This is a genomic window from Lactococcus formosensis, from assembly GCF_037892375.1.
GTDB classification, from domain to species: domain Bacteria; phylum Bacillota; class Bacilli; order Lactobacillales; family Streptococcaceae; genus Lactococcus; species Lactococcus formosensis.
The window spans coordinates 605954-621726 of record NZ_CP141721.1 but is presented as its reverse complement, the minus strand read 5'-3'; the positions used below and the strand labels follow the sequence as shown (position 1 = coordinate 621726).

The 15773-nt window shown below is 39.5% G+C and carries 14 protein-coding genes; 9 read left to right on the top strand and 5 right to left on the bottom strand.

Annotation, left to right across the window (positions count from 1 at the left end):
* Positions 1 to 104 precede the first annotated feature (104 nt).
* The 7 genes from VNN39_RS03040 (at position 105) to VNN39_RS03010 (ending at position 6982) form a co-directional block, all read left to right on the top strand.
* Positions 105 to 1568, top strand: coding sequence for a basic amino acid/polyamine antiporter (locus VNN39_RS03040; RefSeq protein WP_017368706.1), 1464 nt, complete (start codon positions 105 to 107; stop codon positions 1566 to 1568).
* A gap of 97 nt (positions 1569 to 1665) precedes the next feature.
* Positions 1666 to 2616, top strand: a complete 951-nt coding sequence (gene arcC, locus VNN39_RS03035; protein WP_213495848.1) for a carbamate kinase — start codon at positions 1666 to 1668, stop codon at positions 2614 to 2616.
* 51 nt (positions 2617 to 2667) lie between these two features.
* Positions 2668 to 3159: a prolyl-tRNA synthetase associated domain-containing protein gene (locus tag VNN39_RS03030; protein WP_165713344.1), complete on the top strand. Its 492-nt coding sequence runs from the start codon at positions 2668 to 2670 to the stop codon at positions 3157 to 3159.
* Positions 3160 to 3169: 10 nt separating this feature from the next.
* The gene (locus VNN39_RS03025) at positions 3170 to 4300 is read left to right on the top strand and encodes an aminotransferase (protein WP_338997838.1); all 1131 of its coding nucleotides are present in this window, start codon (positions 3170 to 3172) and stop codon (positions 4298 to 4300) included.
* A gap of 77 nt (positions 4301 to 4377) precedes the next feature.
* Positions 4378 to 4989 carry a nitroreductase family protein gene (locus VNN39_RS03020; protein WP_017368710.1) on the top strand — a complete coding sequence of 204 codons (612 nt, stop codon included), beginning with the start codon at positions 4378 to 4380 and terminating at the stop codon, positions 4987 to 4989.
* Between the two features lie 107 nt (positions 4990 to 5096).
* Entirely contained in the window at positions 5097 to 6077 is a 981-nt protein-coding gene (locus VNN39_RS03015) for a polyprenyl synthetase family protein (protein WP_339007225.1), read from the top strand.
* Positions 6078 to 6079: 2 nt separating this feature from the next.
* Entirely contained in the window at positions 6080 to 6982 is a 903-nt protein-coding gene (locus VNN39_RS03010) for a prenyltransferase (RefSeq protein ID WP_338997837.1), read from the top strand.
* A 193-nt stretch (positions 6983 to 7175) separates the two neighbouring features.
* On the opposite strand, the gene feoB is transcribed toward VNN39_RS03010, so the two are convergent.
* From feoB to rpmB, 5 genes are all read right to left on the bottom strand, one after another.
* On the bottom strand, positions 7176 to 9281 hold the full coding sequence (gene feoB, locus VNN39_RS03005) for a ferrous iron transport protein B (RefSeq protein WP_338997836.1): 2106 nt from the start codon (positions 9279 to 9281) through the stop codon (positions 7176 to 7178).
* A 12-nt stretch (positions 9282 to 9293) separates the two neighbouring features.
* On the bottom strand, positions 9294 to 9755 hold the full coding sequence (locus VNN39_RS03000; protein ID WP_165711754.1) for a ferrous iron transport protein A: 462 nt from the start codon (positions 9753 to 9755) through the stop codon (positions 9294 to 9296).
* Positions 9756 to 9925: 170 nt separating this feature from the next.
* Entirely contained in the window at positions 9926 to 11596 is a 1671-nt protein-coding gene (locus VNN39_RS02995) for a DAK2 domain-containing protein (protein WP_270264604.1), read from the bottom strand.
* On the bottom strand, positions 11596 to 11958 hold the full coding sequence (locus VNN39_RS02990) for an Asp23/Gls24 family envelope stress response protein (protein ID WP_026063759.1): 363 nt from the start codon (positions 11956 to 11958) through the stop codon (positions 11596 to 11598). The genes VNN39_RS02995 and VNN39_RS02990 overlap by 1 nt, the downstream gene beginning before the upstream one ends.
* A 288-nt stretch (positions 11959 to 12246) precedes the next feature.
* Positions 12247 to 12441, bottom strand: a complete 195-nt coding sequence (gene rpmB / locus VNN39_RS02985; RefSeq protein WP_339007223.1) for a 50S ribosomal protein L28 — start codon at positions 12439 to 12441, stop codon at positions 12247 to 12249.
* Between the two features lie 181 nt (positions 12442 to 12622).
* On the opposite strand from rpmB, the gene VNN39_RS02980 reads away from it, so the two are divergent.
* Positions 12623 to 13273, top strand: a complete 651-nt coding sequence (locus VNN39_RS02980) for a DUF1129 domain-containing protein (protein WP_017368716.1) — start codon at positions 12623 to 12625, stop codon at positions 13271 to 13273.
* Positions 13274 to 13376: 103 nt separating this feature from the next.
* Positions 13377 to 15695 (top strand): HAD-IC family P-type ATPase, encoded by a 2319-nt coding sequence (locus VNN39_RS02975; protein WP_338997834.1) that lies wholly within the window; start codon positions 13377 to 13379, stop codon positions 15693 to 15695.
* Positions 15696 to 15773 lie beyond the last annotated feature (78 nt).

The window sequence follows — 15773 nt, the reverse complement described above, 5'->3', positions numbered from 1 at the left end:
GTTCCCTCTATAACTCTTGTTTTGAAAAGGTCAGACCTCGTATATTTTCATAATTGGAGACTTTTTTAAAGCATATGACTTTATGAAAAAAAATAGGAAGTAATATGGAAGTAGAAAATAAAAAAGGAATAGGGCTCATGGCCCTCGTCGCAATTATCGTATCCGGAGCTATTGGTGGAGGGGTATTTAACCTCTCGAACGACTTGGCAAATGGAGCTACACCAGGTGGTGTGGTCATTTCATGGCTCTTTATTGGTTTTGGTATTCTTATGCTCGTTTTGAGCTTAAATCACCTCGTTGTGAATAAACCAGAACTCTCCGGTGTTTCAGATTACGCCCGCGCAGGATTTGGTGATTTTGCCGGATTCTTATCAGGCTGGGGTTACTGGTTGTCTGCTTGGGCAGGTAACGTGGCTTTCGCTGTTTTGATGATGACATCTGTCAACTATTTCTTTCCTGGTGTTTTTGCTAATGAAGACGGTTCTTTGACCTTTTTATCAGTCATCGTTGTTTCAGTCGTTTCGTGGTCGTTAACTGCACTTGTTATTCGTGGGGTTGAAGGGGCAGCAGTAATCAATGCTATTGTACTTATTGCTAAATTAATTCCAATCGCAATTTTTGCCATTGTTGCCATTGTTATGTTTAAAGCAGGAGTCTTTACAGAACATTTTTGGCAAAATGTCGTCATTAATGCAGATGGATCAGCAGCATTTACTCAGATGACTGCCTCAGGATTAATCGGACAGATTCAAAGTTCCTTGATGGTTATGATTTGGGTCTTCGTTGGTATTGAAGGTGCGGCAATGATGGGCGACCGTGCTAAGAAAAAATCAGATGCTGGTAAAGCTTCAATTATTGGATTGTTTACTTTGCTAGTGATTTATATCTTGCTTTCGCTCTTACCTTATGGGTACTTGGATCAAGCACAGCTTGCAAGTATGCCACAACCAGGTATGGTTGGTATCTTACGTGAAATGGTTGGCCCTTGGGGTGGTAATTTGATGGCTATTGGGCTGATCATCTCGCTTCTCGGAGCTTGGCTATCATGGACCATGCTTCCAGTTGAGTCAACTTCTCAGTTGGCTTCGCAAAAGCTCTTGCCTGCTTGGTTTGGAAAAGAAAATAAAGCTGGTGCACCTGTTAATTCATTACTTCTGACTCAAGGTTTTGTACAGCTTTTTATCATCATCACTTACTTTGCCTCAGATGCTTACAATGTCTTTGTTTACCTCTGTACTGCAGTAATTATGGTCTGCTATGCCCTTGTCGGTGCATATCTGTTAAAAGTTGGTTTAGTTGAAAAATCAACTAAGAATGTGTTGATTGGTTTCTTTGCTATGGCATTCCAAATCATTGCCCTTTACCTGAGTGGTTGGCAGTTCGTTTGGATGGCTTCTATTCTGTATGTTGTTGGTTTTGTCCTCTATATCCGTGCAAAACGTGAAAACAACAGAACTATTTCAACAGGCGAATGGTTTGCTATTATTATCTTTACTCTCGCAGCTTTGCTGGCTCTTTATGGCTTGCTTGCTAATCAGTTTGGTTTGAGAGAGTTACTTGGTATTTAAAAAGAAAATTTAGAGTAAAATTTTTGAGCAATCAAAAGTTTTATTCTTTCAAGCGCAAAGTAAGCGCTTTAATAATATAAAATAGGAGAAAATAATTATGGTTAGACGTATTGTAGTTGCTCTTGGCGGTAACGCTATTTTGACAGATGATCCAACAGCTCAAGCACAACAAGAAGCACTTGAAGTTACAGCGAGTCAATTGATTCCGCTCATTAAGGATAACGATGTAGAAATGGTTGTGACGCATGGTAATGGCCCTCAAGTTGGTAATTTACTTTTGCAACAACTGGGATCAGACAGTGCTAAAAATCCTGCGATGCCTTTAGATACAGCTGTGGCTATGACTCAAGGGCAAATCGGATACTGGATGACTCAAGCCTTTACTAAAGCTTTAATCAAAGAAGGCTTGGAACGAATTCCTGTAGCTTCTGTTGTCACACGTGTCGTGGTGGACAGTAACGATCCTGCGTTTGAAAACCCAACAAAACCGATTGGCCCATTCTATGACGAAGCACAGATGAACAAAATGTTGAAACAATATCCAGATTGGAAATTTGTCGAAGATTCAGGTCGTGGGTATCGTCGTGTTGTTGCCAGTCCAAAACCAGAACGTATTGTAGAAGCAGAAGCCATCAAACCACTGTTAGATGCTGCAGTTTTAACTACTGTATCTGGCGGCGGCGGTATCCCTGTAGTTGAGCATGAAGACGGTACATACACAGGAGTGGAGGCTGTAATAGACAAGGACTTTTCAGCAGCTAAACTGGCAGAGCTTGTGGATGGTGACGAGTTAGTGATTTTGACAGGTGTGGACAATGTTTTTGTTAATTACAACAAACCAGATCAAAAGAAATTAGAAAAAGTTACTTTGTCTGAAATTGGTGCCTACTTGGAAGACGGTCAATTTGCTACAGGCTCTATGAAACCAAAAGTTGAAGCAGCCATGGCTTTTGTGGAACGTACAGGTCGTGCCGCTACAATTACTTCCCTTGAAAATCTTGAAGATTTCTTGGCAAACGGTTCAGGAACAACAATTGTTGCTGATTAAAATTAAAGAGGTCGTGTTTTGCGCGGCCTTTTTCTTATATAAGGAGGCTGAATGAGAGACTTTAAAGAAGTAGAGAAGTTAATGGCTCAGCTCGAAATTCCCTATAAAATTGTCGAGCATCCGGCCAGTCATTCTACAGAAGAATCTGACCATTATATTGAAGGACATGAAGGTTGTAGGTCGAAAACTTTGGTTTTGGCTAATAAAAAATCTACGCAATTCTACATGGTTATTATGGATGACAGTAAGCGAGTTGAAATGAACAAACTGGGAGAGATACTTAAAGTAAATCGTCTCCATTTTGTATCAGAGGAACGGTTGGAAAAGATGCTTGATTTACAGCCGGGGATTGTTTCGATCTTTGGGCTGGTGGACAATAAGCAGGCGAATCTACATGTTTATTTTGACCGTGAAATGTTAGAAGAGCATGAGATTATGACGTTACACCCTAATGACAATACAAAGACAATCTTTTTTCCAATGGAAGATTGCTTTAAAATACTGGACGCACAATGCTATACTTATACTATAATTGATATTTAGGAGGGCACATATGAAGATAGATGGTTTTGGAGTAGAAGAATGGCTCAACGTATGGGAAAAAGAAGCAGTTTATGACATTGCGCAATCAACGATTTCATCCATGACGCTGCAAGAAATATTAAATCTGGAAGAAGACAAGGGCCAAAGCTTTATGTCTCGCTTGATGCAGGAAAAATTTAACTATGGTTGGATTGAAGGCTCTCCTGAATTTAAGCAAGAAGTTTCCAAACTTTATACGAAAGTTCCAGCAGAAAATATTTTGGCGACAAATGGCGCAACGGGTGCTAATCATCTGGTCTTGTATGGCTTGATCGAGCCGGGAGATCATGTGATTGCAGAGTATCCTAGCTACCAGCAGCTCTATGATATTCCACGTTCTTTAGGAGCAGAACTTGAGTTCTGGCAAATTTATGAAGCTGAAAACTGGTATCCACGCTTGGATGAACTTCGTCAGATGATTCGACCAAATACAAAGATGATTTGTTTGAACAATGCCAATAATCCAACAGGTACAACCTTAAACCGCGCCTTTTTGGAAGAGGTTGTTAAGCTAGCTCAAACCGTTGGGGCATATGTCTTGGTTGATGAGGTTTACTTGCCTCTTGATGATTCGGAAGACTATGCGCCAATTGTTGACTTGTATGCAAAAGGTATCTCGACAAACTCACTTTCTAAAACATATTCTGTACCTGGTGTACGTTTAGGTTGGGTAGCGACTCAAGATGAAAAGCTAGCAGATGAGTTTCGTAAATACCGTGATTATACAATGATTTGTTGTGGAGTCTTTGACGACGCCTTAGGAACCTTAGTCTTAAAGCACCGTGATCAAGTGCTGGCGCGCAATAAAGAAATTGTCACTAATAATTTGCAAATACTTCGAGAGTGGGTGGAACATGAGCCACTGGTATCAATGATATATCCTAAAGCAGTATCGACAAGCTTTGTGAAATTTGAAACGCTCGATCCGTCCCAAACAGAAGAATTTTGTGTGGCCTTGCTTAAAAACAAAGGTGTCCTTTTAGTACCGGGAAATAGGTTTGACTTGCCAGGCTATGCACGTTTAGGCTATTGTACGGATGAAAAGACATTACGCGAAGGTTTGTCTGCTTTGTCTCAATTTTTGCGAGAATATAACAAATAGGATAATAGAGGGGATTTACCCCTTTTTTATATACTAAAAATATGCAAATTTGGTACAATAATGAGAGGAGGATATTCATGGATTTTGTAAAAATTAATAAAGAACGCCACGCTGTAAAAACATTTGATGGTAAAAAAATACCAACAGTAGATGTGAAACAGATTATCTCTGCTGCAAGTTTAGCACCTTCTGCACATAACATCCAACCTTGGCATTTTGTTATTGTCGAGAGTGAACAAAAACGTCAAGAACTTCTATCCGTTGTTAATGGAAAAAATGGTCAGCAAGTGAAAGAGGCAGGAGCAGTCATTGCTATTTTTAGTGATACTAATCTTTCCGAACGCTCAAGTGAAATTGCACGTACAGGCGCCGGTGAAATGGACAGTGAACAACTGCAACGTTTCAATAGTCGTTATCCACAAATGTTCGAAAATATGGATGAGATGATGGAAGCAAGCTACTTGTCACTGAATATCGGTTTTGTGACGATGAATCTTATGTATGTCATCAAAAATAGAGGTTATGAAGGCAATATTATCCTTGGTTTTGAACGTACAGAGCGCGTGAACGAAATTCTTGAAGTCGATAAACGTTACCGTCCAGAGCTCTTGGTTGTACTGGGTTCATCAGAAGCAAAAGGTCAAGCAAGTTACCGCTTGCCACAACAAAATATTATTGAAATTCGATAATAAGTAGTAAGAGAAAAAAGTGAGTCGTTTATATCGAAATTTAAGGTGGATTTTGCTAGAATAAGAGAGATATAAAAACGATAGATATAAGGTAGTAAGGGGAAAAAGTGCTAGATTTTTGGCAGGACTATCCTGAAATTAAGGAAAAACTTATCGCAGTACAAACTATGATGACAGAACGTTTAGCGGTAAATAATACAGATATACGTGACGCATTACAAAAGTTTACGACGCGCGGAGGTAAAATGGTTCGGCCAGCGCTTTTTTTTCTATTCTCTGGTTTAGTTGAGGACGAGATAGAAGACGAAGAACGTTTGGTTAAAATAGCAGCCAGTTTGGAGTTGTTACATTCGGCAACGTTGATCCATGATGATGTTATTGATGATTCTCCTTTGCGTCGAGGTCTGCCAAGTGTAGAAGCACAATTTGGCAAGGATGTTGCAGTATACACGGGTGATTTTATTTATACGGTTTACTTCGAGTTGCTTTGTGAAACGATGGCAGCGACGCCATTTTTGCCGCGGAATGCAAGATCGATGAAAAAGATACTTCAAGGTAAACTTACACAGATGCAATCAGCTTTTAATGCCGATAACAGTATTAGACGCTATCTAAAAGCTATCAGTGGTAAAACCGCTGAACTATTGAGCTTGGCTTGCTTGGAGGGTGTGTATTTCTCTGGTGGTGACAAGCAGATGCAACGGTCTGCACGAAAAATTGGCTTAGCGATTGGTCTTGCTTTTCAGATTTATGATGATGTACTTAATTTTACAGTCGGCTTGGAAGAGGCTGACAAGCCCATATTGACGGATTTTCGTCAAGGGATTTATACTTTACCCTTGTTGCTAGCAAAAGAAGAAGCGCCTGAGAAAGTCCTACCTTATCTGGAAGCGCCAGAAGGACTGAGCCGTCAAGAATGTATCGAATTTTCCGAATTGGTAACTGATCTAGGAGGCATTACAGGAAGTCTTTTCTTAGCGAAACATCTGACAGATCAAGCACTACTTGAAATAGAGAAATTCCCAGAATCTCGTAACCGTGAAATTTTGATGGAAGTTACCCAAACCTTATTACAAAGAAATTATTAAAAATGAACTTTAAAATATTTGCTGAGCTTATTGAGCTGAAAGCTAAAACAGCGAGCATTTTTCCTTTTATACTGGGAGTTGCTTATTCACTTTACCATTATCAAATAGCCAATTTTGGCCCATTAATCATCTACTTTGTAGCTATGTTTTGCTTTAACTGTTTTGTAGACATCTGGGACAACTACAATGATTATCATAAGGCTGTAGATACAGAAGATTACAAGAAAAATACCAATATCATCGGACGAGAAAATCTCTCGCTGTCGCTGATAAAGGGCTTATTACTTTTCTTCTTCTCTATTTCCTTGATTTTAGGATTAATTGTGGCAGGACTTGTGGGCTGGCCGGTGTTTTGGCTCGGACTTTTCTGCTACTTTATTGGTATCTTTTACTCAGCTGGACCAAAACCCTTATCAAGTTTACCTGTAGGTGAGCTGGCCAGTGGTTTAACAATGGGCTACTTGATTTTTCTGATATGTGTGTACATCAATACGAGTACGGTTTTTATTTGGAATTTTGGAACTTTGGCTTCAACCTTCCTTGTTGCTTTACCAAGTACCTTGTTAATTGCAAACTTGATGCTGGCAAATAACACTTGTGATTTGGAAGAGGATGAAGGTAATCATCGTTATACTATTGTGCATTATATCGGGAAAAAGAATGCTCTCCGCTGGTGGACATCAGCTATTGTACTGGCATACATTTTTATCGTTGTGGCAGTTGTTCTGGGGTTAATCTCTCCGCTGATGTTGCTTATGTTTATACTCTTGCCTTTCATCATTAAACAAGCACGCCCTTATCTGCAGAGACAAGTAAAAAGTGAAACTTTTATTGCTTCAGTGAAAATATTAATGGTCTTTTCTTTACTACAGGCTATACTGATGGTACTGGCTTTAGTTTTCTGAGAGTAAAATAAAAACTTCCTAAATGGAAGTTTTTTATTATTCACAACAGTCTTTTTTCGATGGGGTTTCTAGGGCAGAAATACCCTTAACAGGACAGGTTGTAGTGGTACAGTCATCGCAAGCCCCTTTGCTCCGTACTGTTTTACGTATTGAAAAGAAAGCTGCGATTAAAATAAGAGATAAAAGAATGATACTAGCTAAGTTCAAGAGAAAGTTCCTCCTTGTTCGATGTAGATTTTGGTCTACGGAAGATAAGATAAAGACCGAAAACCAAGAGCAGTGTTGCAAGCAATGTACTAATGCTAATGGACTGCGTAAAAAAGGCAGAGCCCAACTGATAAATGATGAAACTCATACTGTAAGCCACAGCGGTTTGAAAGCCCACAGCGCGTAAAGTCCATTTAACTTCCCCCATCTCCTTATAAATTGCCGAAATCGCAGCAATACAGGGTGCACATAACAGGTTGAAGACAAGTAAAGAATAAGCGGCCAGTGGTGTATAGCTATTTTGTAGAGCCGTCCAAATGGCTCGTCCGTTATTTTCTACCTCTGCACCTTGGGCGTACAATTGGCTCATAGTTCCGACAATAGTTTCTTTGGCAATTAAACCGGTCAAGGTAGCTACCGTTGCTTTCCACTCTCCAAAGCCTAAAGGAGCAAAAACAATACTCAAGTACCCTCCGAGTGTTGCTAATATTGATTGACCAGGTTCAACTTGGTGTAAAGTGAAGCTATAGTTTGACAAGAACCAGAGCGCAACATTGAGCGCAAAAATAATTGTCCCGGCGCGTTTAATAAAGCTCAATCCTCGATCAAACGCATATTTAAAGACGGTTGGAAAATGAGGCAGATGATAAGTAGGCAATTCCAAGATGAAAGCGGAAGTATCTCCTGCGAACATTCTTGTTTTTTTCAAAATTATCCCTGAGAGAATAATCATGGCCATACCTAAGAAGTAAGCGCTAGGTGCAACCCAGCTGGTAGAGTGAAAAAAGGCCCCCGAAACTAAGGCAATGATTGGCAACTTGGCTGAGCAAGGCATAAAGGTGGTAACCATGATGGTAATTTTTCGGTCTCTTTCTTGTTCAATAGTACGTGTAGCCATAATTCCCGGTACACCACAGCCAGAAGAAATCAACATAGGGATGAAGGATTTACCAGATAAGCCGAACCTTCTAAAAATACGATCCATGACAAATGCGACACGAGCCATATAGCCTGAATCTTCAAGAAAGCCTAACAGGAGGAATAGAACGAAGATTTGTGGAACAAAGCCTAGGATAGCACCGATTCCGGCGAGGACACCATCGAGGAGTAGAGATTGGACCCAAGGAACAATCGCCAAGCTATCCATTGCTTGGTGTAAAACATCTGGCAAAAAACCACCAAAAAAGTTATCGTTAAGCCAATCGCTAGCAGGTGTACCAATGACTTGTATAGCCAAGAAGTAGACCAACCACATGATGAGGATAAAGATAGGGAGTCCCAGCCATTTATGGGTAACGATACGATCGATTTTATCTGTTAGGTTAAGTTGTCCTTTTTTCGTACTTGTAACAACCAAACGAATAATTTGGCTAATTAAATCATAGCGTTCGTTGACGATGATTGACTCACGATCATCGCCCATAATTCTTTCGGTAATCGCTACGATTTCATCTAATTCTTGCCGTTGTGAGGCAGTGAGGGAGGCTAAGGCTAAACTGTCTCCTTCGAAAAGTTTAATTTGGTCAAAATGATTCTTGGCTTGGGGACAAATCGTTTGAATTTCTGCCAAGGCGCTTTCAAGACGATGATCATAATCTAAAGGAGTGATTTCAAGAGGCTGACAAGCTTTCCGAATAGCCTCGTCTAGTCCTTTCTTCTTTAGAGCACTCGTAAGTACGACAGGTAAACCTAAACTATAGGACAATTTTTCGATATCAATCTGTTTACCTTGATGTTCTAGCAAGTCGCTCATATTTAAAGCGACAACGATAGGAATATTAAACTCCATGAGTTGCAATGTGAGATACAGTGAGCGTTCAAGATTTGTTGCATCTATAATATTGAGAAGCACATCTGGGGGTGTTTCACTGAGATAATTTCGTGTAACTTGTTCTTCTAAAGTATAAGGGGAAAGAGAATAAGTTCCAGGTAAATCTTGAATCGCGATATTTTTGTCTTTTTTATAGCGTCCTGTTTTACACTCGACGGTTACACCTGGCCAGTTTCCTACCTGCTGATTACTGCCAGTTATTATATTGAAAATGCTTGTTTTTCCACTGTTGGGATTTCCCAATAAAGCGATTTTAGTCATCTGTATTTCCTTTTAGTCTTGGCTAACAATTTTTATTTTTTCAGCATCTTTCTTTCTTAAAGATAGAGAGTAACCACGAAGATGGAGTTCCATGGGATCTCCTAAAGGTGCAAGCTTATGTACAGAGATACGTGTCCCTCTCGTAATTCCCATATCCATAAGCCGGCGCTTTATTTCTCCTTGGCCATCAAGCATTCGGACAACACCACTTTGTCCGGTATTCAAAGATGAAAGAGGTATAAGTTCTTCATTTGATTGTTCATCTTTAATCAAAATAGTATTAAGATAGAGGTTACTCAATGCTAGACGTGTCTGACCAATCTTTAAAAGCGCATTTTCCCCATCCATGGACATTAGAACAACTTCTTTATCCGGGGTAAAACCAAGCTCTCGAAGTTTTCCAGCATGCTCAGATTTTAATATTTTACTTACATAATATATTTGACCAATACGGGCAGTATTCAGTGTTTTCATGCATGCTCCTTTAGTGAATGTAAAAAGTATTTGACATTACAATAAGTATAACACGAATTACTTGTAATTTCGAGGAAATTTGTGTATGGGAGCGCCTAATAAAAAAAGGAATGTTTCACGTGAAAACAAAACACACAAAAAAACTAGCTTTGAGAGGCTAGTTTTTTGTTTTATTCTACAGAGAAAATGTATGGATAAACGGGTTGCTTACCATCATGAATCTCTACTTCAAGTTCTGGATAACGCTTCTCTAGTTCTTTGGCGATACGTTCTGCATTTGATTTCTTACCATCTGCGCCAATATAAATTGCTGCAATCTCGCTGTCTTCATCAATCATCTTTTCAAAAGCAGCAAAGATAGCGTCGTTCATTTTTTTGGTTGAAGCGACAATTTTATTGTTGACCATGCCAAGGGTATCTTTTTTGTGGATGTCAATACCATCAATATTAGTGTCACGAATAGCTTGTGTCACTGCACCAGATTGTACGTCTGCCAAAGAAGCAGTCATATTTTCTTTGTTTTCTTCAATTGATTTTGTTGGGTCAAAGCTGAGCAAGGCAGTAAAACCTTGAGGGACAGTTGCTGTTTCAATCACTTCAACAGGGATGTCTGAAACTTCAGCGGCAGATTTGGCAGCCATGAAGATATTTTTATTATTTGGAAGAATAATAACTTTTTCGGCATTGACAGCTTCAATAGCTTTGAGAATATCTTCTGTTGATGGGTTCATTGTTTGACCACCAGAAACGACATGCTGTACACCCATTTCACGGAAAATGTCAGCAAGACCATCACCAGCAGCGATGGCAATTAATCCCCAGTCAGATTTAGAAGTAGAAGTGCTGATGTTGTTTGTTTTTTCTTTTTCAGCAACACCTTCGTTTTGGAGGCGCATGTTGTCAACTTTAACCTTAACCAGACGACCATATTTAAGGCCTTCTTGCATAACAAGACCAGGATCTTCAGTATGGACATGGACTTTAACGATTTCTTCGTCATCAACAACTAAAAGTGAATTACCGATACCCGCCAAGTAAGCTTGGAAATTATCGTGATCGTAACTTTCACGTGCTGTTGGACCTTGGCCTAATTCGACCATAATCTCTGTACAGTAGCCGTATTTGATATCGCTTGTGGAAGCACCCGCAACACTTGTTTCAGACTCGTGCTCAAGGTTGATCATGCGGTCCATGGCACCTAAGCCTTGCTCAGGATTTTCAGGGACGAATTCACCGTTGAGAGCCATCAAGAATCCTTCGTAGATATAAACTAAACCTTGACCACCTGAATCGACAACACCGACTTCTTTAAGGACCGGCAACATATCCGGAGTTTTTGCTAAAGCGATTTTAGCTCCTTCAAGAGCAGCTTCCATAATAGCTATTGCATCGTCAGTTTCATTAGTTTTACGATTTGCAAGTTCTGCAGCACCGCGTGAAACAGTTAAGATTGTACCTTCAACAGGTTTCATAACCGCTTTATAAGCGACTTCAACACCATTTTGCAAAGCATTAGCTAAATGAATACCATCAAGTTCATCGTAGTCTTTAGCATATTGTCCAAAACCGCGGAAGATTTGACTAAGGATAACTCCAGAGTTACCACGAGCGCCCATGAGCAAACCTTTGGAAAGGATTTGAGCAACTTGACCAACAGTTTCGGCTGGTTTTTCAGCGACATCTTTGGCACCATTTGTGATTGTCATCCCCATGTTTGTTCCTGTATCTCCATCTGGGACAGGAAAGACATTCAGAGAATTGACATATTCAGCTTGTTCGTTAAGGCGACTTGCTGCCGCCTGAATCATTTCTTGAAATTTACTTGCGTTAATATTTGACACTAGTCTTCGACCACCTTCACATTTTGTACATACACATTGACTTTAGCTGCTACAATGCCAAGTTGATTTTCCAGATTAAAACGGATACGTTCTTGGATGTTTTTGGCAACTTCGCTAATTTTAACACCATAGCTGACAACAACATAAACACCAATGATTGTTTGGTTATCGGTTGTCGTAACGACAACACCTTTAGAATAGTTTTCTTGTCCGAGGATATTACGGAAATTGTCTTTTACAGCATTTTTGCTTGTCATGCCGACAACGCCGAAAATTTCAGTAGTGCTTGCACCTACAACAGTAGCGATAACATCTGTTGCAATGTCAACATTACCATGTTGAGTATTAATAGTAACGGTCATTTTCATATGCGTGCTGTTGAATCATACAGCACTTTCCTCCATAATAATTTATGTATCACTTCATTTTATCATAATTTTGTAAAATAGAACAGTTGTTTTGTTGGTTTTTTGGTCAATTTAGCCGTGTAAGTGCTTTAGGAAAAGCACATGAGCTGAAAGAGTTTTAGAAGATAAAAAACCAAAGATCAATCGTTAGTCATGACCTTTGGCTTCTGAAGTATTGAATAAGGAGAAGAGAATAAAAAAGACCAGTAAATAAAATTCACTAGCTTTCTTTATTTTATCCAATTATACACGCTCAACGCCTGCAGGCAATTTTTTCAATGCTTTAGCTGAAGCCCATACAGTTTTGAGTTTACCGTTTTCAAGAATTTGAACTTTTTGAAGATTAGGTTTAACTACACGTTTAGTTTGGTTCATAGCGTGTGAACGGTTATTACTTGATACAGTCTTACGACCAGTAAAATAACATTCTTTTGACATGGTTTGGTTCCTCCTTAAAAATTTTATGCTTTTTTTAAAGAGCATCTCTAAAAATTCAGATCTGAAACACAATTCTTACAGAAACCCTCAAAATAACATACCAAATTAGTATAACATTTTTTTATTAAAAAAATCAAGTTTTATTTCCAAATTTCACCAAAATTTTTATATAATAGGAGATATGGAAAATCTAATCGAGCAACTCACTGCCAAAAATAGCGAATATGTACATAACGTAACAAAGCAATTGATGCTTTTAGGAAAATCAGACGAGGAAATCAAAACAATACTTGCTGAAATCTTGCCAAAAATCATCGAAGGACAAAAGGAAGGCATTCTAGCCCGCAAATTATTGGGGGCACCAATGGAATTTGCGACACAGTATAAACCTGAAGAAGATAAGGTGAAACGTCAGGAAACAGCGAAAAATGAATCGCCCTTCTTGATGTGGTTAGATAGTGCTTTACTCTTTTTTGGTGTGATTTCAGTGGTTATGGGATTGATGGGTCTCTTCCAACCACAAGCAAGTGTTTACGGTCTTTTGACAACGCTGGCCTCTTCCGCTCTCGCTGGTTTGGTGATGTACTGGATGTACAAATACTTCTATAGTGCACAACGCCCACAGAAAAAAGGTAAAGGTTTTGCGATGTTAGCTGTCGCGATGGTTGCATGGGCAGGTGTTTCTGTCTTAGTAGCCCTCTTACCAAAATCCATCAATATCGTACTTGCGCCTTACCTGACGATTATTCTTGGGGCAGCTGTGATGGGGATTCGCTTCCTTATTCAACGTAAATTCAATGTACAGTCTTCAATGGCACGTCAAACAAAATAAACCAATTCACCTCGTCCTCATTGTGACGGGGTTTTATTTCGAAAATGTAAGGTGTTTGCTTCTCTAATAATGTTAGGATAGAATAAGAGTTAGGAGAGAGCTTATGCTATTTAAATATGAAGGTTTGACACAAAAAGAAGTTGAGAAACGTTTAAATTCAGGTCAGGTCAATATCGCAAAGAATGAGAGCAGTAAAACATACGGCCAAATTTTTGCGAGTAATTTGCTGACTTTTTTTAACTTAATCAATATTTTCCTTTTTATTTTAGTGCTTTCAGTGGGCTCGCATCGAAATGCGCTTTTCATTATTGTTGTTGCGGTAAATGCAGGAATTGGTTTATATCAGGAAATTAAAGCACGTCGCTTGCTCGACAAGCTTTCTTTATTGAATACAAGTAAGGTCAAGACTTTTCGTCAAGGGAAACAGATTGAATTAAAACAAGAAGAGCTTGTGCTTGATGATATTATTCTTCTGGGACTTGGGGATCAAATTCCGTGTGACAGCCAAATCATTGAAGGTCAACTGGAAGTTAATGAAGCTTTGCTTACTGGCGAGGCAGATGCGCTGAGTAAAAAAGAGGGAGCGAAACTTTTTTCTGGAAGTTTTGTCACAAGTGGCACAGCAGTTGCACGGGTTATTCATGTAGGAAAAGACAATTATATTCATCAATTGGCCCATGAAGCTCAAAAAATAAAGAAACAGAAGCGAATGTTGCGTGACAGTTTAGCAAAGGTTGTACGCATCGTGAGTTTTATTATGGTTCCGTTGGGCATTATGCTTTACCTCAAGTTATTTTATGTCATTGATACGGGGCACAAACAGGCTGTTTTGGGAACAGTTGCTGCTTTAGAGGGGATGTTCCCGCAAGGTTTGATTTTATTGACCAGTATGGCTTTAACGCTAGGTGTTATCAATTTAGTGAAGCAAAAAGTATTGGTTCAAGAGCTCCATACGATCGATGCACTTGCACGAGTGGATGTGCTTTGTTTGGATAAAACGGGGACTATTACGACAGGTGAGATGGAGGTAGAACATATCGAGAGTTTGGCTGAATGTTCGGAGCAACACATTGCTCATGTTATGGGGAACCTACTAGAGATTCTTCCAGATCAAAATGTCACTGCCCAAGCCTTAAGGAAGTATTTTGCTTCATTAAAGAATTATAATGTTTCTCAAGTGTTGCCATTTTCTTCTGAGAGAAAATACAGCGCAGTTGAGTTTACAGAAGGGACCTTTTATTTAGGTGCTTGGCAGTTTTTGTTTCCAAAGGGAAATACCGTGTTAGAACAGCACGCACAAAAGTATGCAGAAAAGGGTTATCGTGTGTTAGTGTTGGCCCGCTCAAAACAAGCACTTGATAGAGACCGACTTCCTGAAGACCTAACTGCAGAAGCGCTCATTGTTATTTCTGATGTTTTACGTGACGATGCCAAACAGACATTGGCTTACTTTAAAAAGCAAGGTGTACGCTGTAAGATTATCTCTGGGGATGACCCTGTGACCGTATCGGCAATTGCGAAGGCTGTTTCCTTACCAGATGCTGAGCAATATGTTGATGCCAGTCAAATAAAAACAGATGCAGAACTAGAGTTTGCAGTAGAAAATTTTCAAATTTTTGGTCGTGTCTCCCCACAACAGAAAAAAATGATGGTGCAAATCCTGAAGAAGCAGGGACACACAGTAGCGATGACGGGAGATGGTGTCAACGATATTTTGGCCTTTAAGGAAGCTGATTGTTCAATTGCCATGCGCGAAGGTAGTGAAGCAGCGAAACAAACGGCAAATCTTATTTTAATGGATAATAATTTCTCGGCAATGCCCTATATTGTAAATGAAGGGCGGCGTGTGATTAATAATCTAACACGTACAGGCTCCTTGTTAATGGTGCGGATGATGTTTTCGATAGCTTTGACTGTTTTGACTTTGGCTGTTGGGAATGTCTATCCTTTCGAGCCAATTCAGCTTACTGTTTTGACCGCATTTTTTGTCGGAATTCCTTCTTTTTTCTTGAGTTTTGAGTCAGATTTCTCCAAAGTAGAAGGAAGTTTTTTGCAAACGCTATTTGAGCGCGCCTTTCCCGTTGGTTTCAGTATTGCAGTAGGAGCAATCCTTATTGTTACAATAGGGAAGGCTTTGGGGATTTCACATCCGGAGCTTGCTATGATGACAGTTCTTTTTTCGGCGTGGAACTATGTTTTGATGCAACGCAAGATATTTTGGCCTATTAAGCGCTATCGCTTATGGATTTTCACGCTTACGCAGCTGTCGTTTTTTGTAGCTTTAATTGTGGGTACGGACTTCCTCAATTTGGCATGGCCGAGTCCGCTTCATTTTACATTACTTATCCCATTTGTTATTGCTACACCTCTTATACAATATTTACTTTCTAAGGGATCTGTATTTATATTTAAAAAATTATAAGGGAATACACTAAATAAAAGGTACTAGAGCGTTGCTTCTAGTCCTTTTTGCTCCTGCTTTGGGCAGAATTGGAATGAA

Coding starts and splice junctions, on each gene's coding strand:
- VNN39_RS03010 (WP_338997837.1), top strand. CDS start 6,080: ATGAACTTTAAAATATTTGCTGAGCTTATTGAGCTGAAAGCTAAAACA.
- VNN39_RS03030 (WP_165713344.1), top strand. CDS start 2,668: ATGAGAGACTTTAAAGAAGTAGAGAAGTTAATGGCTCAGCTCGAAATT.
- VNN39_RS03000 (WP_165711754.1), bottom strand. CDS start 9,755: ATGAAAACACTGAATACTGCCCGTATTGGTCAAATATATTATGTAAGT.
- VNN39_RS02990 (WP_026063759.1), bottom strand. CDS start 11,958: ATGACCGTTACTATTAATACTCAACATGGTAATGTTGACATTGCAACA.
- VNN39_RS03025 (WP_338997838.1), top strand. CDS start 3,170: ATGAAGATAGATGGTTTTGGAGTAGAAGAATGGCTCAACGTATGGGAA.
- arcC (WP_213495848.1), top strand. CDS start 1,666: ATGGTTAGACGTATTGTAGTTGCTCTTGGCGGTAACGCTATTTTGACA.
- feoB (WP_338997836.1), bottom strand. CDS start 9,281: ATGACTAAAATCGCTTTATTGGGAAATCCCAACAGTGGAAAAACAAGC.
- VNN39_RS03040 (WP_017368706.1), top strand. CDS start 105: ATGGAAGTAGAAAATAAAAAAGGAATAGGGCTCATGGCCCTCGTCGCA.
- VNN39_RS02980 (WP_017368716.1), top strand. CDS start 12,623: ATGGAAAATCTAATCGAGCAACTCACTGCCAAAAATAGCGAATATGTA.
- VNN39_RS03020 (WP_017368710.1), top strand. CDS start 4,378: ATGGATTTTGTAAAAATTAATAAAGAACGCCACGCTGTAAAAACATTT.
- rpmB (WP_339007223.1), bottom strand. CDS start 12,441: ATGTCAAAAGAATGTTATTTTACTGGTCGTAAGACTGTATCAAGTAAT.
- VNN39_RS02975 (WP_338997834.1), top strand. CDS start 13,377: ATGCTATTTAAATATGAAGGTTTGACACAAAAAGAAGTTGAGAAACGT.